The following is a 15,524-nucleotide window of genomic DNA, read 5'->3' on the forward strand; positions in this document are numbered from 1 at the left end:
GCAACTCCGGACTCGTCAGAACGTTGAAGAATTCCACCGCCTGGGTCGATCTCGCCCGGCGTCCAATGCTGCTGCAACGTTGATGCAAGACGCTTTGGGCATTACGATCCATGGTGGCTGGCCTTTGGGAAGATGGTTTGGGTGCTTCGTAAACAACCATCCTATCGACCCTTTGGTCAGCCATCTCCCTTTGCTTTCAAGCACTTACGCACGTCGCCGAAGGCCAACCTGCCAAAGTAAGTGCCATTCTCCTTAAACGCACTTGCGAAGTGGGCGGATTGGCAGCGCCGAGGGCAGGCGGTGGCCCGCAAATGCGACAATTCAATGCATGACTTCAGCCACTTCCCCCCAGGCCCTCACCCTGACCATCACCCGCCCGGACGACTGGCACCTGCATGTGCGGGACGGCGATGCATTGAGCACGGTGGTGCCGCATACCGCCGCCCAGTTTGGCCGGGCCATCATCATGCCCAACCTGCGCCCGCCGGTGACCACCGCGGCCCAGGCCGTGGCCTACCGCGAGCGCATCCAGGCGGCCGTGCCGCCGGGTGTGAGCTTCGAGCCGCTGATGACGCTGTATTTGACCGACAACCTGCCGCCCGACGAGATCAAGCGGGCCAAAGAGGCCGGCGTGGTCGCCACCAAGCTTTACCCGGCCGGCGCCACCACCAACAGCGACGCCGGCGTGACCGACCTGCGCAAGACCTACAAAACACTCGAAGCGATGCAGCGCGAAGGCCTGCTGCTGCTGGTGCATGGCGAGGTGACCTCGCCCGACATCGACCTGTTTGACCGCGAGGCGGTGTTCATCGAGACGCAGCTGATTCCGCTGCGCCGTGATTTCCCGGAACTGAAAATCGTGCTGGAGCACATCACCACGCGGGAAGCCGCGCAGTATGTGCATGACGCCGACCGTTTCACGGGGGCCACCATCACCGCGCACCATCTGCTGTACAACCGCAACGCGATTTTCACCGGCGGCATCCGGCCGCACTACTACTGCCTGCCCGTGCTCAAGCGCGAAACGCACCGCGTCGCGCTGGTCGCGGCGGCCACCAGTGGCAACAACCGGTTTTTCCTCGGCACGGACAGCGCGCCGCACCCGGCCCACCTCAAGGAGCATGCCACCGGCTGCGCCGGCTGCTACACCGCCCATGCGGCGATGGAGCTGTATGCCGAAGCCTTTGAAGCAGCCGGTGCACTGGACAAGCTCGAGGCTTTTGCCAGTTTCAACGGCGCAGACTTCTACAGCCTGCTGCGCAACCAGGGCACCATTACCTTGAAGAAAGAAAACTGGACGCCGCCCGAGAGTTATGCGTTTGGCGAGGCCGAACTCAAGCCCCTGCGCTCGGGTGAAAGCCTGCCATGGAAGCTTGACACCACCCGGAGCGAATGATGGACCACAAGCCGCGCGTTGCTCTGCTGATTGACGCCGACAATTCGCCGGCGTCCAAAATCGACCTGATCCTCAACGAGTTGTCGACCTTTGGCGAGACCAATATCCGCCGCGCTTACGGCAACTGGAAAAAGAGCGAGCTCAAGGGCTGGGAAGAAGCGCTGCATGAGCATGCCATCCGCCCGATGCAGCAGTTCGACTACAGCAAAGGCAAAAATGCCAGTGACATGGCCATGGTGATTGACGCGCTGGAGCTGCTCTACACCGACCGGCCCGATGCCTTTGGCATTGTGTCGTCCGACGCCGACTTCACGCCGCTGGTGATGCATTTGCGTGCCAAGGGTGCTGCCGTTTATGGGTTTGGCGCGCAGAAGACGCCCGAGCCTTTTGTGAATGCATGTTCGAGGTTCCTGTTCCTGGACAAGTTGCGTCCCCTGGCTGTGGGCGATGCCGCAGGCGGCGCTGCCGGAGACACCCGCGATGACGGCGAGGCGGTGACTGCGGCTCCCTTGCGTGCCACGCCGGCGCAGCTCAAGCAGGACGCCAAGCTCGTCATGCTGCTGCGCAATGCCGTGCAGGCGGCGGCCGACGACGAGGGCTGGGCGCGCGTGGGAGCGGTCGGCACCCAGATCGCCAACCAGGCCTCGTTTGACCATCGCAACTATGGTTATGCGACGCTGACCAAACTGCTGGTCGCCACGCAGCTGTTTGAAATCGCCGACGAAGGCAAGTCCACCGTGGCGGTGCGCGACAAGCGGCTGAACAAAACGGCCCGGGCCTGAGGTTGAGCCGGGTGCGGCTGCAGGGGTGAATGACCCCGCAGCTTTTCAAATCACTTTGCCCGGATTCAAAATGTTCTTCGGGTCCAGGGCCGCTTTCAGCGTGCGCATCAACGCGATTTCCTCCGGCGAGCGGGCATGGGCCAGCCAGCGGCGCTTGAGGGTGCCGATGCCGTGCTCGGCCGAGACGGTGCCGCCGTATTCGCGCACCAGCCCGTAGACAACCTCTTCTACGGCGTCCTTGGGCTGCGCAGCCACGCCGGGCTGGTAGGCGACGATGTGCACATTGCCGTCGCCGATGTGGCCATAAAACACCGCTTCGCAGCCCGGCACTTGCTCGCTGAGCACGGCCTTGCATCGTTTGGCGTAAGTGTCCATGGCTGCCACCGGCAGGCCGATGTCGAACGCCAGGTGGCCGGGCCAGAGCTGGTGGAATTCCGCGCAGGCATCGCGCACGCCCCAAAAAGCCTTTTCATCGGCGAGCGACTGCGACACCACCGCATTGGGCACGGTGCCTGACTCCAGCAGCCGCTCCAGCCACGCTTCGAAGCGCGGGCCGTCGATGGCCGGGTCGGTGCCCAGCGCCTCCACCAGCACATAGGCGCCGTAGCGGCGGCCGTCGCCCGCGAACGGATTGCGCACGCCCTTGACGCGTTCGGTGGCCATGTCCCAGTAGTCGGGCCACATGACTTCAAAGGCGGAGAGCATCGGGCCGAGCTCGCCGCGTGCTGCTGCCAGCAGCTTGAGCACGGTGCCGTAGTCCTCTGCCGCGCACAGCGCCACCATGGTGGAGGCCGGTTTGGGGAACAGGCGCAGGACGATGCGCGTGATGATGCCCAGCGTGCCTTCGCTGCCGATGAACAGGTGCTTCAGGTCGAAGCCCGCGTTGTTCTTGATCATCTTGTTCAGGCTGGTCATGACGGTGCCGTCGGCCAGCACCGCTTCCAGCCCGAGCACCATGTCCCGGGCCATGCCGTAGCGGATCACCCGGTTGCCGCCGGCGTTGGTCGACAGGTTGCCGCCAATGGCGCAGGAGCCGCGCGCACCCAGGTCCAGCGGGCAAAAGAAGCCGGCGGCCGCGGCGGCCTGTTGCACCACCTCCAGCGGTGTGCCGGCCAGCATCGTCATGGTGGCGGAATTGGGGTCGATCTCCTCGATGCCGGCCAGGCGCTCCAGCGACAGCGCGACCTCATGGGCGCCGGCGCGCGCTCCGCCGCACAGCCCGGTGAGGCCGCCCTGCGGCACCACGGCAACGCCGTGCGCGTGGCAGATGCGCAGGGCGGTGGCGACGCCCGCCGTGTCGGCGGGGCGAACCACGGCCAGCGGCTGCGTGGCGCTCATCCCGCTGTAGTCATTGCGGTTTCGGGCGGGCACGGCGTCCGCGGTGAATACGCAGGCCTCGCCCAGCTGGTTGCGGATCTCCTGCAAGGCTTGTTCGATTGCGTTGGGGGTGGCGACAGTGGCGGCAGTGACGTTAGTGGACATAAGAATCGACCAAAATTAAATGATGTATGTAAGGTACCGGGTACTGTACACTATTGTGGCGAGGCCGGTATAAGAGCCTTCATTTCCGGCATTCCGATAACTTTCAGACCCTCAATGGAGACAGCCATGATCTTTAAGCGCAGAGCCATGATCGCCACGGTAGCGGCCTCGGCCCTTTTTCTCAGCCCTGAACTGTGGGCGCAGGCCCAGCCCATCAAAATTTTCAACGTGGTCGAGCTCTCCGGCACCGGGGCAACGGCGGGCACCATGTTCAAGTCCGGCATTGAACTGGCGGTCAAAGACGTCAATGCCTCCGGCGGCATCCTGGGACGCAAGCTTGAGGTGACCAACATGGACACCCAGACCAATCCCGGCATTGCCAAGGCGCTGGTGGTGCGCGCCATTGATGACGGCGCGTTTGCCATCTTCGGCCCTGTCTTCAGCGGCTCCATCCTGATCAGCCAGACCGAGACGCGGCGTGCCGAGGTGCCCAATTTCACGGCCGCTGCCGGGGCCCTGGTGACCCAGCAGGGCAGTCCCTACATCTTTCGCACCGGCCTGACGCAGGTCAACAGCATGCCCAAGGCCGCGCGCTACATCGCGCGAAACCTGAAGGTCAAAAAAATCGCCGTGCTGTTCGTCAACAACGACTTCGGCAAACCCGGGCGTGATGCCATCGTCAGTGCCCTGAAAACCCATGGAGTGGAGGTAGTGGCGGACATTTCCACCGAAGCAGGCCAGCTCGATTTCTCCGCGCCCATCATCAAGGTGAAGCAGGCCGGCGCCGAGGCGGTGTTTGTCTACCTGAACGAAGAAGAGTCGGCGCGGGCGGTGCGCGAACTGCGCAAGCAGGGCTGGGACAAGCCGATCGTGGGCGACGTGACGCTGCTGAGCCAGAAGGTGATCGACCTGGCGGGCGACGCGGCCAACGGCGTGGTCGGGCACTCCGAAATGTCGGCCGACGCTCCCATCGCAGGGGTGAAGATGGTGCGCGACAAGTTTGTGAAGGAATACAACTTCATTCCCGACCACAACGGCATCAAGGGCTACCAGGGTGTTTACATGCTCAAGGCCGCGATCCAGAAGGTGGGCAAGTTCGACCGCGTGGCAGTGGCCAAACAACTGCACGGCATGACCATCAAGGTGGCGGACGAACCCGGCGTGCTGATGGATGTCACCTTCGATGACAAGGGCGACATCGACCGCGAGAGCTTCCTCATCGAGATCAAGGGCGGCAAACCCGTGGTCAAGGAAGTCCTGCCGCCCTTGGGCAAGAACTGAAAATTTGTAGCTACTCAGTCCTTCCGTCTTGAACGGCGACGTTTCCCTGTTTTACTCCTTCCCGCCTTTGGGGGAAGGTTGGGATGGGGGCCGCGACCGATGCAAAAGGCTGCAGCCTTTTATACGCCGCTGGCCCTCACCCCAACCCTCTCCCAAAGGGCGAGGGAGCAAGAAAAGCGTATCGCATGCATTGAGCTGAGGAGTTCCTGAAATTTAAGGAAAAAGTGGCTGTGGCGCTTATTCAGACTGCAGGAGGTGCTTCAGTTTTAACCGCATGGCCTGCCGCTCTGGCAGTGCAAGCTCTACCGGAACGTCCGCGTTGAGGATGAAGGGCTGGCCCCAGGCCGGGCCGCCTTTCGTCTTCGGCACGACGTGCACATGCAGGTGGTTGGCCTTGTCGCCATACAGCGCGTAGTTCACCTTGTCGCAGGCGCTGACTTGCGCCACCGCGGCTGCCACCCGGGCGACCTCGCGCATGAAAATGCGCAGGTTTTCGTCCTCCAGCTCGAACAGTTCCCGCGCGTGCTGTTTCAGCAGCACGACGCAGCGGCCCCTGTGCGTCTGGTCCCTGAACAGGAAAACCCGCGAACGGTCCAGGTCGGCGACATGGAACATCACGTCCTCAAGTTCCGCCACCGTCGCCGTGCAGTAGCGGCAGGCGGGGTCGAAAGGTGGCGTCACCCCGCTCGGCCGCGTGCCTGTCTCAGGCGCCAAACCGGTCATCCAGGTCCTTGTGGAAATCCAGGTCGACCAGCGTGCTGAATTCGGCATAACTCACCATGGCGCGCTCGCTCGCCTTCGGTGTGCCGGAGCGCTGCAGTTCGGCGAGCGCATCCGAGACGGCTTTCACCGCGGTGAAAAGCGCCGTCACCGCATAAAACACCACGGAAAAACCCATGTCCTGCAGGTCTTTGGCCGTCAGCGCGGTGGTTTCATTGCCATCGACGATGGAGACGACCTTGGGTCCCTGGACCGCCCTGGCGATGGCTTCGACTTCGGCGATTTTTTTGATGCCGTCGACAAAGACCAGGTCCACGCCGGCCTCCTGGTACCCATGGGCGCGCCGGATGGCTTCATCCATGCCGGCCGCGGGCAGGGCATCGGTGCGGCCGATGATGAGCAGCTCATCCTTGCCGCGCGCCTCGATGGCGCATTTCAGCCGCAGCACGTTTTCCTGCGCGTCCATCAGCCGGATGCCGGCCATCTGGCCGCAGCGCTTGGGCGCGACCTGGTCTTCCAGGTGAATGGCGGCCACGCCGGCCTGGATGTACTCGCGTACCGTGCGGTGGATGTTGGACGGCCCGCCGTAGCCGGTGTCGGCATCGGCAATGATGGGGATGTCAACCACCCGGGCCATGTCGCGCGCGTGGCTGGTCATCTCGGTCTGGCTCAGCAGGCCGATGTCGGGCGTGCCCAGGCGGCTGGCGGTTGCGCCGAAACCCGTCATGTAGATGGCCGGAAAGCCCGCCTTCTGGATCATGCGTGCGGTGATGGCATCGGGTGCGCCCGGCGCCATCACGATGTTGCCGGTCTTGAGCAGTTGCTGGAGTTGTTGGGCGGGTGTCATGGTGTCTTTAAAAAGGAGGCGGGAGGTGGCTCAGGTGGATCAGGTGCCCGCGACGTTCAGCTTGAGGGGCGCGGGGGCGGCTTTCAGTGCCGCAGCACTGGCCAGGCGAAAGGCTTCGACCGTCCTGCCCACATGGCTCTGGATCAGTTGCTCCAGCCGGTCAAAGTCGCCGTCGTCGATGTACTGGATCATCTCGCGGTGCTCCTGCAGCGACACCTTGCGCGCATCGGAAAACTGCTTGGCCATGTTGGTGCGCAGGGCGGCGATCTTGCTGGAAACGAGTGCGTAGGCATTGACCACATAGGCGTTGCCGCAATGCGTGAACAGCGCTTCGTGAAAAGCCGAGTCGCAGTGGCCATAGCCGATCTCGTCGTCGGCTTCGCTGGCGACCTCCATCTGCGCAAAAACCGCTTCCAGCGCGGCGATGGTGGCCTGCCGGTTCACGGCGCGGGAGCGCTTGGCGGCGTGCAGCTCCAGGGTGGCGCGGAAGTCGCAGATGGCGCGTACGTCATCTTCATCCGGCTGGAAGACGAAGCTGCCGCGTTTGGAGCGGATGTCCACCAGCCCGGTGGTTTGCAGCAGCGTCAGTGCATCGCGCACGGGCGTGCGGCTGACGCCAAACGATTCGGCCAGGGTTTCTTCCGAAATCATCTGGCCCAGGGCAAACTCTCCGTCAATAATCGCCTGCCGCACGCGCTGCGCAACAATCTCCGTCAGCGACTTCGGCATCTCTATTTCGAATTTTTTAGCCATGAACCCTCGAATCCTGAAAAAGGCGCGTCACATTGCCGCAGCACCCCGCATTGTAATTTTTATTGAGCGTAAGGTTCTGTATGCAAGATGCGGAAAGGGCTATTGTCGGTACAGGGAGCCAAGCGCCATGGCGGTGCTGCGGGCGTTGCGGCATATTGCGGAGCCCCCATGCCTGACGCCGTGAGCCCGCTGGCGGCCATCGACTGGTCCCAACCCTGGTTTGCGCCCCTGCGCCGTGCGGGCGAGGCGGCCGGTGCGCTGGCGCTGCAGGGCGCCGGTGTTGCGCAAGCCCTCAATGCCGTGGCCCAGACGCACGGCGCGGCGGCTGCGAATGCGAATGTCATCCGGGCGGGCGATGGGGAACATTGCCCCGTGCGCTTTGTGCCGCAGGGCGATTTGCCGCCCGGCGAGGCCTACGAGCGCTATATCTTCAACACACGCGATTGCCCGACACGCGACGGACTGCATGACTTCTTCAATGGCCTGTGCTGGTTGCAGTTTCCCGAGACCAAGACCCGGCTCAACCAACTGCAGGCGGCCGAGATTGAGGCGGCAGGCATCCGGCCGGTGCGCGGCCCGGTGCGCGATGCGCTGACGCTGTTTGATGAAAACGCCGCCTTCCTGCTGGCGCCGCAAGCCCTGTGGGATGCCTTGGTCGCCCGGGACTGGCAGCAACTCTTCATCGGCTTGCGCCCGCTGTGGGCTGACACGCAGCTGGTGCTTTTTGGCCATGCCTTGCTCGAAAAGCTGGTATATCCGCGAAAACCGATCACGGCCCATGTGTATCGGGCGCAACCAGCTATTGATTCAATAGCAGAGCTGGATGCTTGGGTGGCTGCTGATTTGAGCGCCGACAAGCTGGCCGGCAAGCCCTTTGCACCCTTGCCGGTACTGGGCGTGCCGGGCTGGTGGCCGGAAAACGAGAACTTTTCCTTTTATGATGACTCCCTTGTATTCCGTCCACGCAGGTAGAAACAACACATAAAAAATCCTGCGCCGGCAGCCGGCCCGAACGGCTTGATTTGGGAGGAAACCCCCCAACTTGTCCGGAACGCAACTCTCACGGCAGCATGGCTGCTGCCCTTGCCCCTGGTTATCGACCCCCCACGGAGAATTCATGAAACGCATCTTTTTGTTTATCCTGACCAACATTGCCGTCGTGGCCGTGCTGGGCATTGTGGCCAGCCTGCTCGGCGTCAACCGCTTCCTCACGGCCAATGGCCTGAACCTCTCGGCGCTGCTCGGCTTTGCGCTGATCATGGGTTTCGGCGGCGCGATCATTTCACTGCTGATCAGCAAGCCCGTGGCCAAGTGGAGCGCCGGTGTGCGCATCATCAACGATGCCCAGAACGCCGACGAGGCCTGGATTGTCGAGACCGTCCGCAGATTGGCTGACAAGGCGCAGATCGGCATGCCCGAAGTGGGCATTTTCGAAGGCGCGCCCAACGCATTTGCCACCGGCGCGTTCAAGAACTCCTCGCTGGTGGCGGTGTCCACCGGTTTGCTGCAGGGCATGACCCGCGAAGAAATCGAAGCCGTGATCGGCCATGAGATCGCCCACGTCGCCAATGGCGACATGGTCACCATGACGCTGATCCAGGGCGTGATGAACACCTTTGTGGTGTTCCTGTCGCGCGTCATCGGCTATGCGGTGGACAGCTTTTTGCGCCGCGGCAGCGACAGCAACTCCGGCCCCGGCATTGGCTACTACGTCAGCACCATCGTGCTGGACATCGTGCTGGGTTTTGCCGCCGCCATCGTGGTGGCCTGGTTCTCGCGCCAGCGCGAGTTCCGAGCGGATGCGGGTTCCGCCCAGCTGCTGGGCCGCAAGCAGCCCATGATGAATGCGCTGGCCCGCCTCGGCGGCATGCAGCCCGGCGAGTTGCCCAAGGCCGTGGAAGCCATGGGCATCACCGGCGGCATCGGCAAATGGTTCGCGACGCATCCGCCGATTGAAGAGCGCATCGCCGCGCTGCAGAACGCGCAAGGCTGAGCGCCGAGCGGTTCGGCTGAGCGGTTCAAGATTCCGCAACAAGAAAGCCGGTGCATGCACCGGCTTTTTTCATGGCATTGACCCGTGATGGCGCTATGCCGCCTGGCCGCCCCGGTCCCGGCGCGCGCCGTCCAGGGCCTGGCTGACTTCCGCCAGGTCCATACCGTACATGTCGGCGAACTGCTCTACCGTGCGCCCGCTGGCTTCGAAGGCCTTCATCAGGGCCTCGCGCTTCGCGGCCTGGCGTCCCAGTTCGCTGAAGGCATCGTCCAGCAGCGCGTTGGACGCTTCATCCTGCGTCTGCACGCGCAGCGAATAGTCTTCCCGGCTCAGGCCCGAGGCCTCGATGGCCTGCATCAGCCGCAGGCGCAGCGCGGGCCGCAAGTCCTCGCGCGAGCGTGCCTGGCGCCGCCGGAACACTTCGAGAATGGCATGGTGCACATGCTCGGGCGCCACGGGCTCGACAGGCTCGCCCTGCAGGTCATGGCGCGGAAGACCCGCCGCCACGCTTTCGAGGTAGCGCGTTGACCGCGCATGCAGGCCCAGCGCGACTTTCAGCTCGTCGCGGTTGAATGCATCAGGGTGCTGGGCGAGCAGTTCCTGGAACACGCCAAGCTTGAGCGGCAGGAACTGCGCCCCGAACATCTTCGGATATAGCTCGAAAAGTTTTTCCAGCGCCGGGTGCACCTGGCGGGTCCGCGGCGGCGTGCTGGGCTGCTTGCCGGGCTGCCTGCCGCGCGCCCGGCCAGCGGCCCTTGGAGGGCGTGTGGAGGTGGCGGGTGTATCCGGGCTGGCCGGGGTCGCCGCAGGAGCCACTGTAGAGGAGGCAGGAGGGGTATTGGTGTCGGTGTCGGTCATCAATGAGTTCTGTGAAGTCTTGGGCTTGGGCGCGGGGCAAAGCTTCACCCCCTTCCATGCGCATCATGGCGATACAGGCGATTGTCGCGGATAACCCGGGCCACCTGAACCGGGTTACCGGACTGCGTTACCGCCAACCTCTGGCCCGTCGAGTCAGGCCTGGGTTTGCGCCAGCAGGCGTGAGCGGGCGGCGATGAAGGCCGCGGCGGCCGTCTCGCGCAGCGGATGGCGGCTGCCCTGGCGGGTTTGCTGAACGCCGCCGACCCAGACTGCATCAAGTGCGGACGTGCGGTGGCTGGCGAATACGTGAGCCGACAGCATGTCGGACGCGCTCAGCTCGCACAAGGCCGGGTGCTGGGCGTCCAGCGCCGCAAAATCGGCGCGCTGGCCGGGTACCAGGCCGGCAGCGCCACGCGGCAAAGCGCGCCCCGAGGCCCGGGTGCCGCCCTGCACGGCCTGCAGCGTCATCGCGGTGGCGACTTGCGGTTGCTGCGCGGTGGCCAGCACATTGCGCTGGCGACCCTGCAGGCGCTGACCGTATTCAAGCAGCATCAGCTCTTCCGCCGCGTTGACGCAGGCGTTGCTGTCCGAGCCCACGCCCCAGGCGCCCCCGGCGGCGCGCCAGCGCGGCAGGTCAAAAATGCCGTCCCCCAGATTGGCTTCGGTGGTGGGGCACAGGCCGGCCACGGCGCCGGTGCGGGCGGCGCGCTCATATTCGGCGTCGGTCATGTGCGTGGCGTGCACCAGGCACCAGCGTGCATCGACGGCGGCATGGTCCAGCAGCCACTCCACCGGGCGCTGGCCGCTCCAGGCCAGGCAGGCATCCACCTCGGCCGTTTGCTCGGCAATATGGATGTGGATGGGCGCGGTGGGGTCGATGGCGTCCAGCCCGGCCAGGGCCTCGCGCAGGCTGTGGGGCGGCACGGCACGCAGAGAGTGCGGCGCCAGTCCCAGGCGCGCGCCCTGCACCTCGCAACAAGGCTGCAGGCGCTCCAGCAGGCGCAGCATCGAGTCGGTAGACCGGATGAAGCGGCGTTGCCCCGCATTCGGCGGCGTGCCGCCAAAACCGCTGGTCTGGTAGAGCACGGGCAGCAGCGTGATGCCGATGCCGGCGCGCTCTGCGGCACGCAACAGGCATTGGGCCAGCGTGGCGTCGTCGGCATAGGGCCGGCCGTCCAGGTCGTGGTGCACGTAGTGGAATTCGCACACCGAGGTGTAGCCGGCCTCCAGCATCTCGATGTAAAGCCAGGTGGCGATGTCTTCCAGCAGTTCGGGCGTGACCTGCGCGGCGAAGCGGTACATCAGCGTGCGCCAGCTCCAGAAGCTGTCCTGCGCCTCGGCGCGAAACTCCGTCAGGCCGCCAAAGGCCCGCTGGAAGGCGTGGCAATGCAGGTTGGGCATGCCAGGGATGAGGGGGCCGGCGGCCCGGGGCGTGCTGCGCGGGGCGCTGCTGTCCGGCGTGACGGCCAGCAGCTGGCCGGCGGCGTTCCATTCCAGCAGCACGTTGCGCGCCCAGCCGTCGGGCAGCAGTGCATCGGTGGCAAACAGGCTGCCCGTGGCTTGCGCATGGGAAGTCGGGGCGGCGAGGGGGGCGATGTCGCTCATGGGGTGGTCTCGGCGTTGGGGGCGGTCTGAAGCCCGTCGAGCACCACGCGCCCCTGCCGCACGATGGTGCGTGGCGCCTGCTGGCCCAGCCAGTAGGCCAGCTCGGCGCTGTCATTCAGCCGCCACAGCACGAAGTTGGCGGGCCGGCCCACGCCGAGCGCACCGTGTGTGTCCTGCAGTCCGAGCGCACGGGCTGCGTGGCGCGTGATGCCGGCCAGCGCTTCCGGCACGGTCAGGCGAAACAGTGTGCAGGCCATGTTGGCCATCAGCAGCAGGCTGAGTGCGGGCGAAGTGCCGGGGTTGTGGTCGGTCGAGACGGCCATGGGCACACCGGCTTCGCGCAGCGCGGCGATTGGCGGCAGTTGGGTGTCGCGCAGCGTGTAGTAGGCGCCGGGCAGCAGCACGGCCACCGTGCCGGCCGCGCGCATGGCGTCGATGCCGGCCTGCGACAGGTGTTCGATGTGGTCGCACGACAGCGCGCCGTAACGCGCGGCGAGCGCGGCGCCGCCCATGTCGGAGAGCTGTTCGGCATGCAGCTTGACCGGCAGGCTTAAGCGCTGCGCGGCCTGGAACACCTGCTCGGTCTCGGCCAGTGAAAACGCGATGCGTTCGCAAAATACGTCCACTGCATCGACCAGGCCCTCGGCGGCGAGCGCGGGCAGCATCTCGCGGCAGACCAGGTCGATGTAGTCCTGGCTGCGGCCCGCATACTCGGGCGGCAGGGCATGCGCGCCGAGGAAGGTGGTGCGCACCGTCACGCCATAGTGATCGCCAAGGCGCCGTGCCACGCGCAGCTGCTTGCGCTCGTGTTCGAGGGCGAGACCGTAGCCGGACTTGATTTCGATGGCGCACACGCCATCGGCCAGCAGTTGTTCCAGGCGCGGCGCGGCCTGCGCATAGAGCATGTCTTCATCGGCCGCACGGGTGGCGCGCACGCTGGAGACAATGCCGCCTCCGGCCCGGGAAATCTCCTCGTAGCTGGCGCCGGCCAGGCGCATCGCGAACTCGTTGGCGCGCTGGCCACCGTACACCAGATGGGTATGGCAATCGACCAGGCCGGGCGTCACCAGCGCGCCGCCGCCGTCAAAACGCGGCAGCGCGCTGAACCCGGCGGGCAGCGCAGTGCTGGCGCCGATCCAGCGGATATGGCCTTGCGCGACGACGATGGCGGCCTCGGTGTCTGTCGCCAGGTCGTTGCCGTCGGCCAAGGAGCCGGGCATCAGGCGCAAATGCTCCCAGATGCCGTCGGCACAAGGGTGGGGGGCTGTGGTCATGGGGTTCACCAGCGGGTTGTTGAAACGGGCTATGGAAACGTACTTTGAAAATCGACTTGCTATGAAATAAATAGCTGCTTGTTGGACCGATATCTCGTCTGGAGGCTATTTTGATGCCTGTGGCCGGTCGTGTTCAAGGCTGCTGTACCGGCAGCAGCCGCACCACAACCAATGCCGCATCGTGTGTCTGCGGCGTCGCCTGCCAGCCCTGCATCGTGCTGGTCCACCAGACGCCCGTGCCGGCCTCACATGTCAAAGAGGGTTCGACTTCTGTTTGCAAGTGCCACGGCCCAAGCAGTGCCAGCAGCAGGCCGCGCCCGGCCGGGTCGATGTTGCCGGCCGCGTGCAGCACCTGTACCTCGGCCCGCAGCTTGCCGCGCCGGGTCATGACGTTGAAATCGGTGGAGGGGCCACCCAGCAGATCGCAGTCCAGGGCCACATCGCCGGCAAAGGCAAAGGGCAGCAGCGGCGTGTCCAGCCGGTGGTCCACGCCCGACGCGCGGGCGTGCAGGCGCACACCTGCGCCCTCCAGCAGCATGATCACGCGGTCCACGCCGGGAAAGGCCGAGAACGGCCCGGCCGCGGCGATGGTGGCGATGCTGACGCGCCAGTCGAAGCCGTCCATGCCGGTGCCCGGCGGCCGGCAGACGATTTCGCGTGTGGTGCCGCCGCCGTTCTTCCACGGCATGGGCTTCAGGTCGTCGATGGCGAAGCGCTGCAGCACGGTCATGAGCTTATTTCACCATTGGCAGGTGCAGCCCCTGCTTCTTCGCGGTGGCAATGGCGATCTCGTAACCCGCATCGGCATGGCGCATCACGCCCGAGCCGCAGTCGTTGACCAGCACGCGCGCCAGCCGCTCGGCGGCAGCATCGGTGCCATCGGCCACGATGACCATGCCCGCGTGCTGCGAGTAACCCATGCCCACGCCGCCGCCGTGGTGCAGGCTGACCCAGGTGGCGCCGCCCGAGGCGTTGAGCAGTGCGTTGAGCAGCGGCCAGTCGGACACGGCATCGGTGCCGTCCTTCATGGCCTCGGTCTCGCGGTTCGGGCTGGCGACCGAGCCGGTGTCCAGGTGGTCGCGGCCAATCACGATCGGGGCCTTGAGCTCGCCGTTTTTCACCATCTCGTTGAAGGCCAGGCCCGCAATGTGGCGTTCACCCAGGCCGAGCCAGCAGATGCGCGCGGGCAGGCCCTGGAAGGCGATGCGCTCGCGCGCCATGTCGAGCCAGCGGTGCGTGTGCTTGTTCTCGGGGAACAGCTCCTTGATCTTGGCGTCGGTCTTGTAGATGTCTTCCGGGTCGCCGGAGAGCGCGACCCAGCGGAACGGGCCCTTGCCTTCGCAGAACAACGGGCGGATGTAGGCGGGCACGAAGCCGGGGAAATCAAAGGCGTTTTTCACGCCCTGGTCGAACGCGACCTGGCGGATGTTGTTGCCGTAGTCCACGGTCGGGATGCCCATGGCCTGGAAGTCCAGCATGGCCTGCACATGGACGGCGCAGCTGCGGGCGGCTTCGTCCGTCAGGCGCTTGTGTTGCGCCGGATCCTGCTGCGCGGCCTTCCACTGCGCCACGCTCCAGCCGCTGGGCAGGTAGCCGTTGATCAGGTCGTGGGCCGAAGTCTGGTCAGTGACCAAGTCAGGCTTGATGGCGCCGGCCCTGGCGCGTTTCACCAACTCGGGCAGCACGTCGGCGGCATTGCCCAGCAGGGCGATGGACACGGCCTCCTGGCGCTCAGTGTGGTGCTTGATCAGCGCCAGCGCGTCGTCGATGTCCCTGGCCTGCTTGTCCACGTAGCGGGTGCGCAGGCGGAAGTCGATGCTGCTTTGCTGGCACTCGATGTTGAGCGACACCGCGCCGGCGAGCGTGGCCGCCAGCGGCTGCGCGCCGCCCATGCCGCCCAGGCCCGCGGTCAGGATCCATTTGCCAGCGAGGCTGTTGTTGTAGTGCTGACGGCCGGCTTCGACGAAGGTCTCGAAGGTGCCCTGCACGATGCCCTGGCTGCCGATGTAGATCCAGCTGCCGGCCGTCATCTGGCCATACATGAACAGGCCCTTGCGGTCGAGCTCGTTGAAGTGTTCCCAGTTGGCCCACTTGGGCACCAGGTTGGAGTTGGCGATCAGGACGCGGGGCGCGTTGGCGTGGGTTTTGAACACGCCGACCGGTTTGCCCGATTGCACCAGCAGGGATTCATCGTCGCCCAGCTCTTTCAACGTGGCCAGGATTTGGTCGAAGCAGGCCCAGTCGCGTGCGGCGCGACCGATGCCGCCATAGACCACCAGGCTTTGCGGGTTCTCGGCAACCTCGGGGTCGAGGTTGTTCTGGATCATGCGAAAGGCTGCTTCGGTGAGCCAGCTTTTGCAATGAAGCTGGCTGCCGCGCGGTGCGCGGATCACACGGGTAGGGTCGACGCGCGGGTCGGCAAGGGCGTCGCTTTGGACATCGGTTGGGGCGATGAAGGAATCCGTGGCGTTCATGGCGATCTCCTGGGATAAAACGGTTGGAATGAGGCTCAGGTCGGGGTTGGGTTCAGGGC

Annotated in this window: 14 protein-coding genes; 5 read left to right on the forward strand and 9 right to left on the reverse strand. The window is 65.1% G+C overall.

Features of this window, described 5'->3' with window-relative positions; all coding sequences use genetic code 11:
* Positions 1-328: 328 nt before the first annotated feature.
* Entirely contained in the window at positions 329-1,396 is a 1,068-nt protein-coding gene (gene pyrC, locus AC1DUR_RS21810) for a dihydroorotase (RefSeq protein ID WP_477720523.1), read from the forward strand.
* Positions 1,396-2,178, forward strand: a complete 783-nt coding sequence (locus AC1DUR_RS21815; protein ID WP_477720524.1) for an NYN domain-containing protein — start codon at positions 1,396-1,398, stop codon at positions 2,176-2,178. The genes pyrC and AC1DUR_RS21815 overlap by 1 nt, the downstream gene beginning before the upstream one ends.
* 45 nt (positions 2,179-2,223) lie before the next feature.
* Here the strand turns inward: AC1DUR_RS21815 and AC1DUR_RS21820 are convergent, their stop codons facing one another.
* The gene (locus tag AC1DUR_RS21820) at positions 2,224-3,660 is read right to left on the reverse strand and encodes an FAD-binding oxidoreductase (protein WP_477720525.1); all 1,437 of its coding nucleotides are present in this window, start codon (positions 3,658-3,660) and stop codon (positions 2,224-2,226) included.
* A gap of 126 nt (positions 3,661-3,786) precedes the next feature.
* Here AC1DUR_RS21820 and AC1DUR_RS21825 point away from each other — a divergent pair, with 126 nt between their 5' ends.
* Positions 3,787-4,941, forward strand: coding sequence for an ABC transporter substrate-binding protein (locus AC1DUR_RS21825; protein ID WP_477720526.1), 1,155 nt, complete (start codon positions 3,787-3,789; stop codon positions 4,939-4,941).
* A 237-nt stretch (positions 4,942-5,178) separates the two neighbouring features.
* Here AC1DUR_RS21825 and AC1DUR_RS21830 read toward each other — a convergent pair whose 3' ends face one another.
* Genes AC1DUR_RS21830 through AC1DUR_RS21840 form a run of 3 tightly spaced genes read right to left on the reverse strand, consistent with a single transcriptional unit; the run spans position 5,179 to position 7,261 of the window.
* Complete coding sequence (locus tag AC1DUR_RS21830) at positions 5,179-5,655, reverse strand: HIT family protein (RefSeq protein ID WP_477720527.1); 477 nt, start codon at positions 5,653-5,655, stop codon at positions 5,179-5,181.
* On the reverse strand, positions 5,645-6,508 hold the full coding sequence (locus tag AC1DUR_RS21835) for an isocitrate lyase/PEP mutase family protein (RefSeq protein WP_477720528.1): 864 nt from the start codon (positions 6,506-6,508) through the stop codon (positions 5,645-5,647). The genes AC1DUR_RS21830 and AC1DUR_RS21835 overlap by 11 nt, the downstream gene beginning before the upstream one ends.
* 39 nt (positions 6,509-6,547) lie before the next feature.
* Positions 6,548-7,261, reverse strand: a complete 714-nt coding sequence (locus tag AC1DUR_RS21840; protein ID WP_477720529.1) for a GntR family transcriptional regulator — start codon at positions 7,259-7,261, stop codon at positions 6,548-6,550.
* 168 nt (positions 7,262-7,429) lie between these two features.
* Here AC1DUR_RS21840 and AC1DUR_RS21845 point away from each other — a divergent pair, with 168 nt between their 5' ends.
* Positions 7,430-8,233: a DUF3025 domain-containing protein gene (locus tag AC1DUR_RS21845; protein ID WP_477720530.1), complete on the forward strand. Its 804-nt coding sequence runs from the start codon at positions 7,430-7,432 to the stop codon at positions 8,231-8,233.
* Between the two features lie 145 nt (positions 8,234-8,378).
* Positions 8,379-9,254 (forward strand): protease HtpX, encoded by an 876-nt coding sequence (htpX, locus tag AC1DUR_RS21850; protein WP_477720531.1) that lies wholly within the window; start codon positions 8,379-8,381, stop codon positions 9,252-9,254.
* Between the two features lie 93 nt (positions 9,255-9,347).
* On the opposite strand, the gene AC1DUR_RS21855 is transcribed toward htpX, so the two are convergent.
* The 5 genes from AC1DUR_RS21855 to hutU all read right to left on the reverse strand — a co-directional run bounded on the left by AC1DUR_RS21855 (position 9,348) and on the right by hutU (position 15,465).
* Positions 9,348-10,112: a ProQ/FINO family protein gene (locus AC1DUR_RS21855; protein ID WP_477720532.1), complete on the reverse strand. Its 765-nt coding sequence runs from the start codon at positions 10,110-10,112 to the stop codon at positions 9,348-9,350.
* A 153-nt stretch (positions 10,113-10,265) separates the two neighbouring features.
* On the reverse strand, positions 10,266-11,717 hold the full coding sequence (locus AC1DUR_RS21860) for a formimidoylglutamate deiminase (protein ID WP_477720533.1): 1,452 nt from the start codon (positions 11,715-11,717) through the stop codon (positions 10,266-10,268).
* A complete protein-coding gene (gene hutI / locus AC1DUR_RS21865; RefSeq protein ID WP_477720534.1) occupies positions 11,714-12,991 on the reverse strand; it encodes an imidazolonepropionase in 1,278 nt (425 codons plus the stop codon). Before hutI ends, AC1DUR_RS21860 begins: the two co-directional genes overlap by 4 nt.
* 133 nt (positions 12,992-13,124) lie before the next feature.
* The gene (locus AC1DUR_RS21870) at positions 13,125-13,721 is read right to left on the reverse strand and encodes a HutD/Ves family protein (protein WP_477720535.1); all 597 of its coding nucleotides are present in this window, start codon (positions 13,719-13,721) and stop codon (positions 13,125-13,127) included.
* A 4-nt stretch (positions 13,722-13,725) separates the two neighbouring features.
* Complete coding sequence (hutU, locus tag AC1DUR_RS21875) at positions 13,726-15,465, reverse strand: urocanate hydratase (protein WP_477720536.1); 1,740 nt, start codon at positions 15,463-15,465, stop codon at positions 13,726-13,728.
* Between the last annotated feature and the right edge of the window lie 59 nt (positions 15,466-15,524).

The organism is Polaromonas sp. P4_F4, assembly GCF_056401355.1.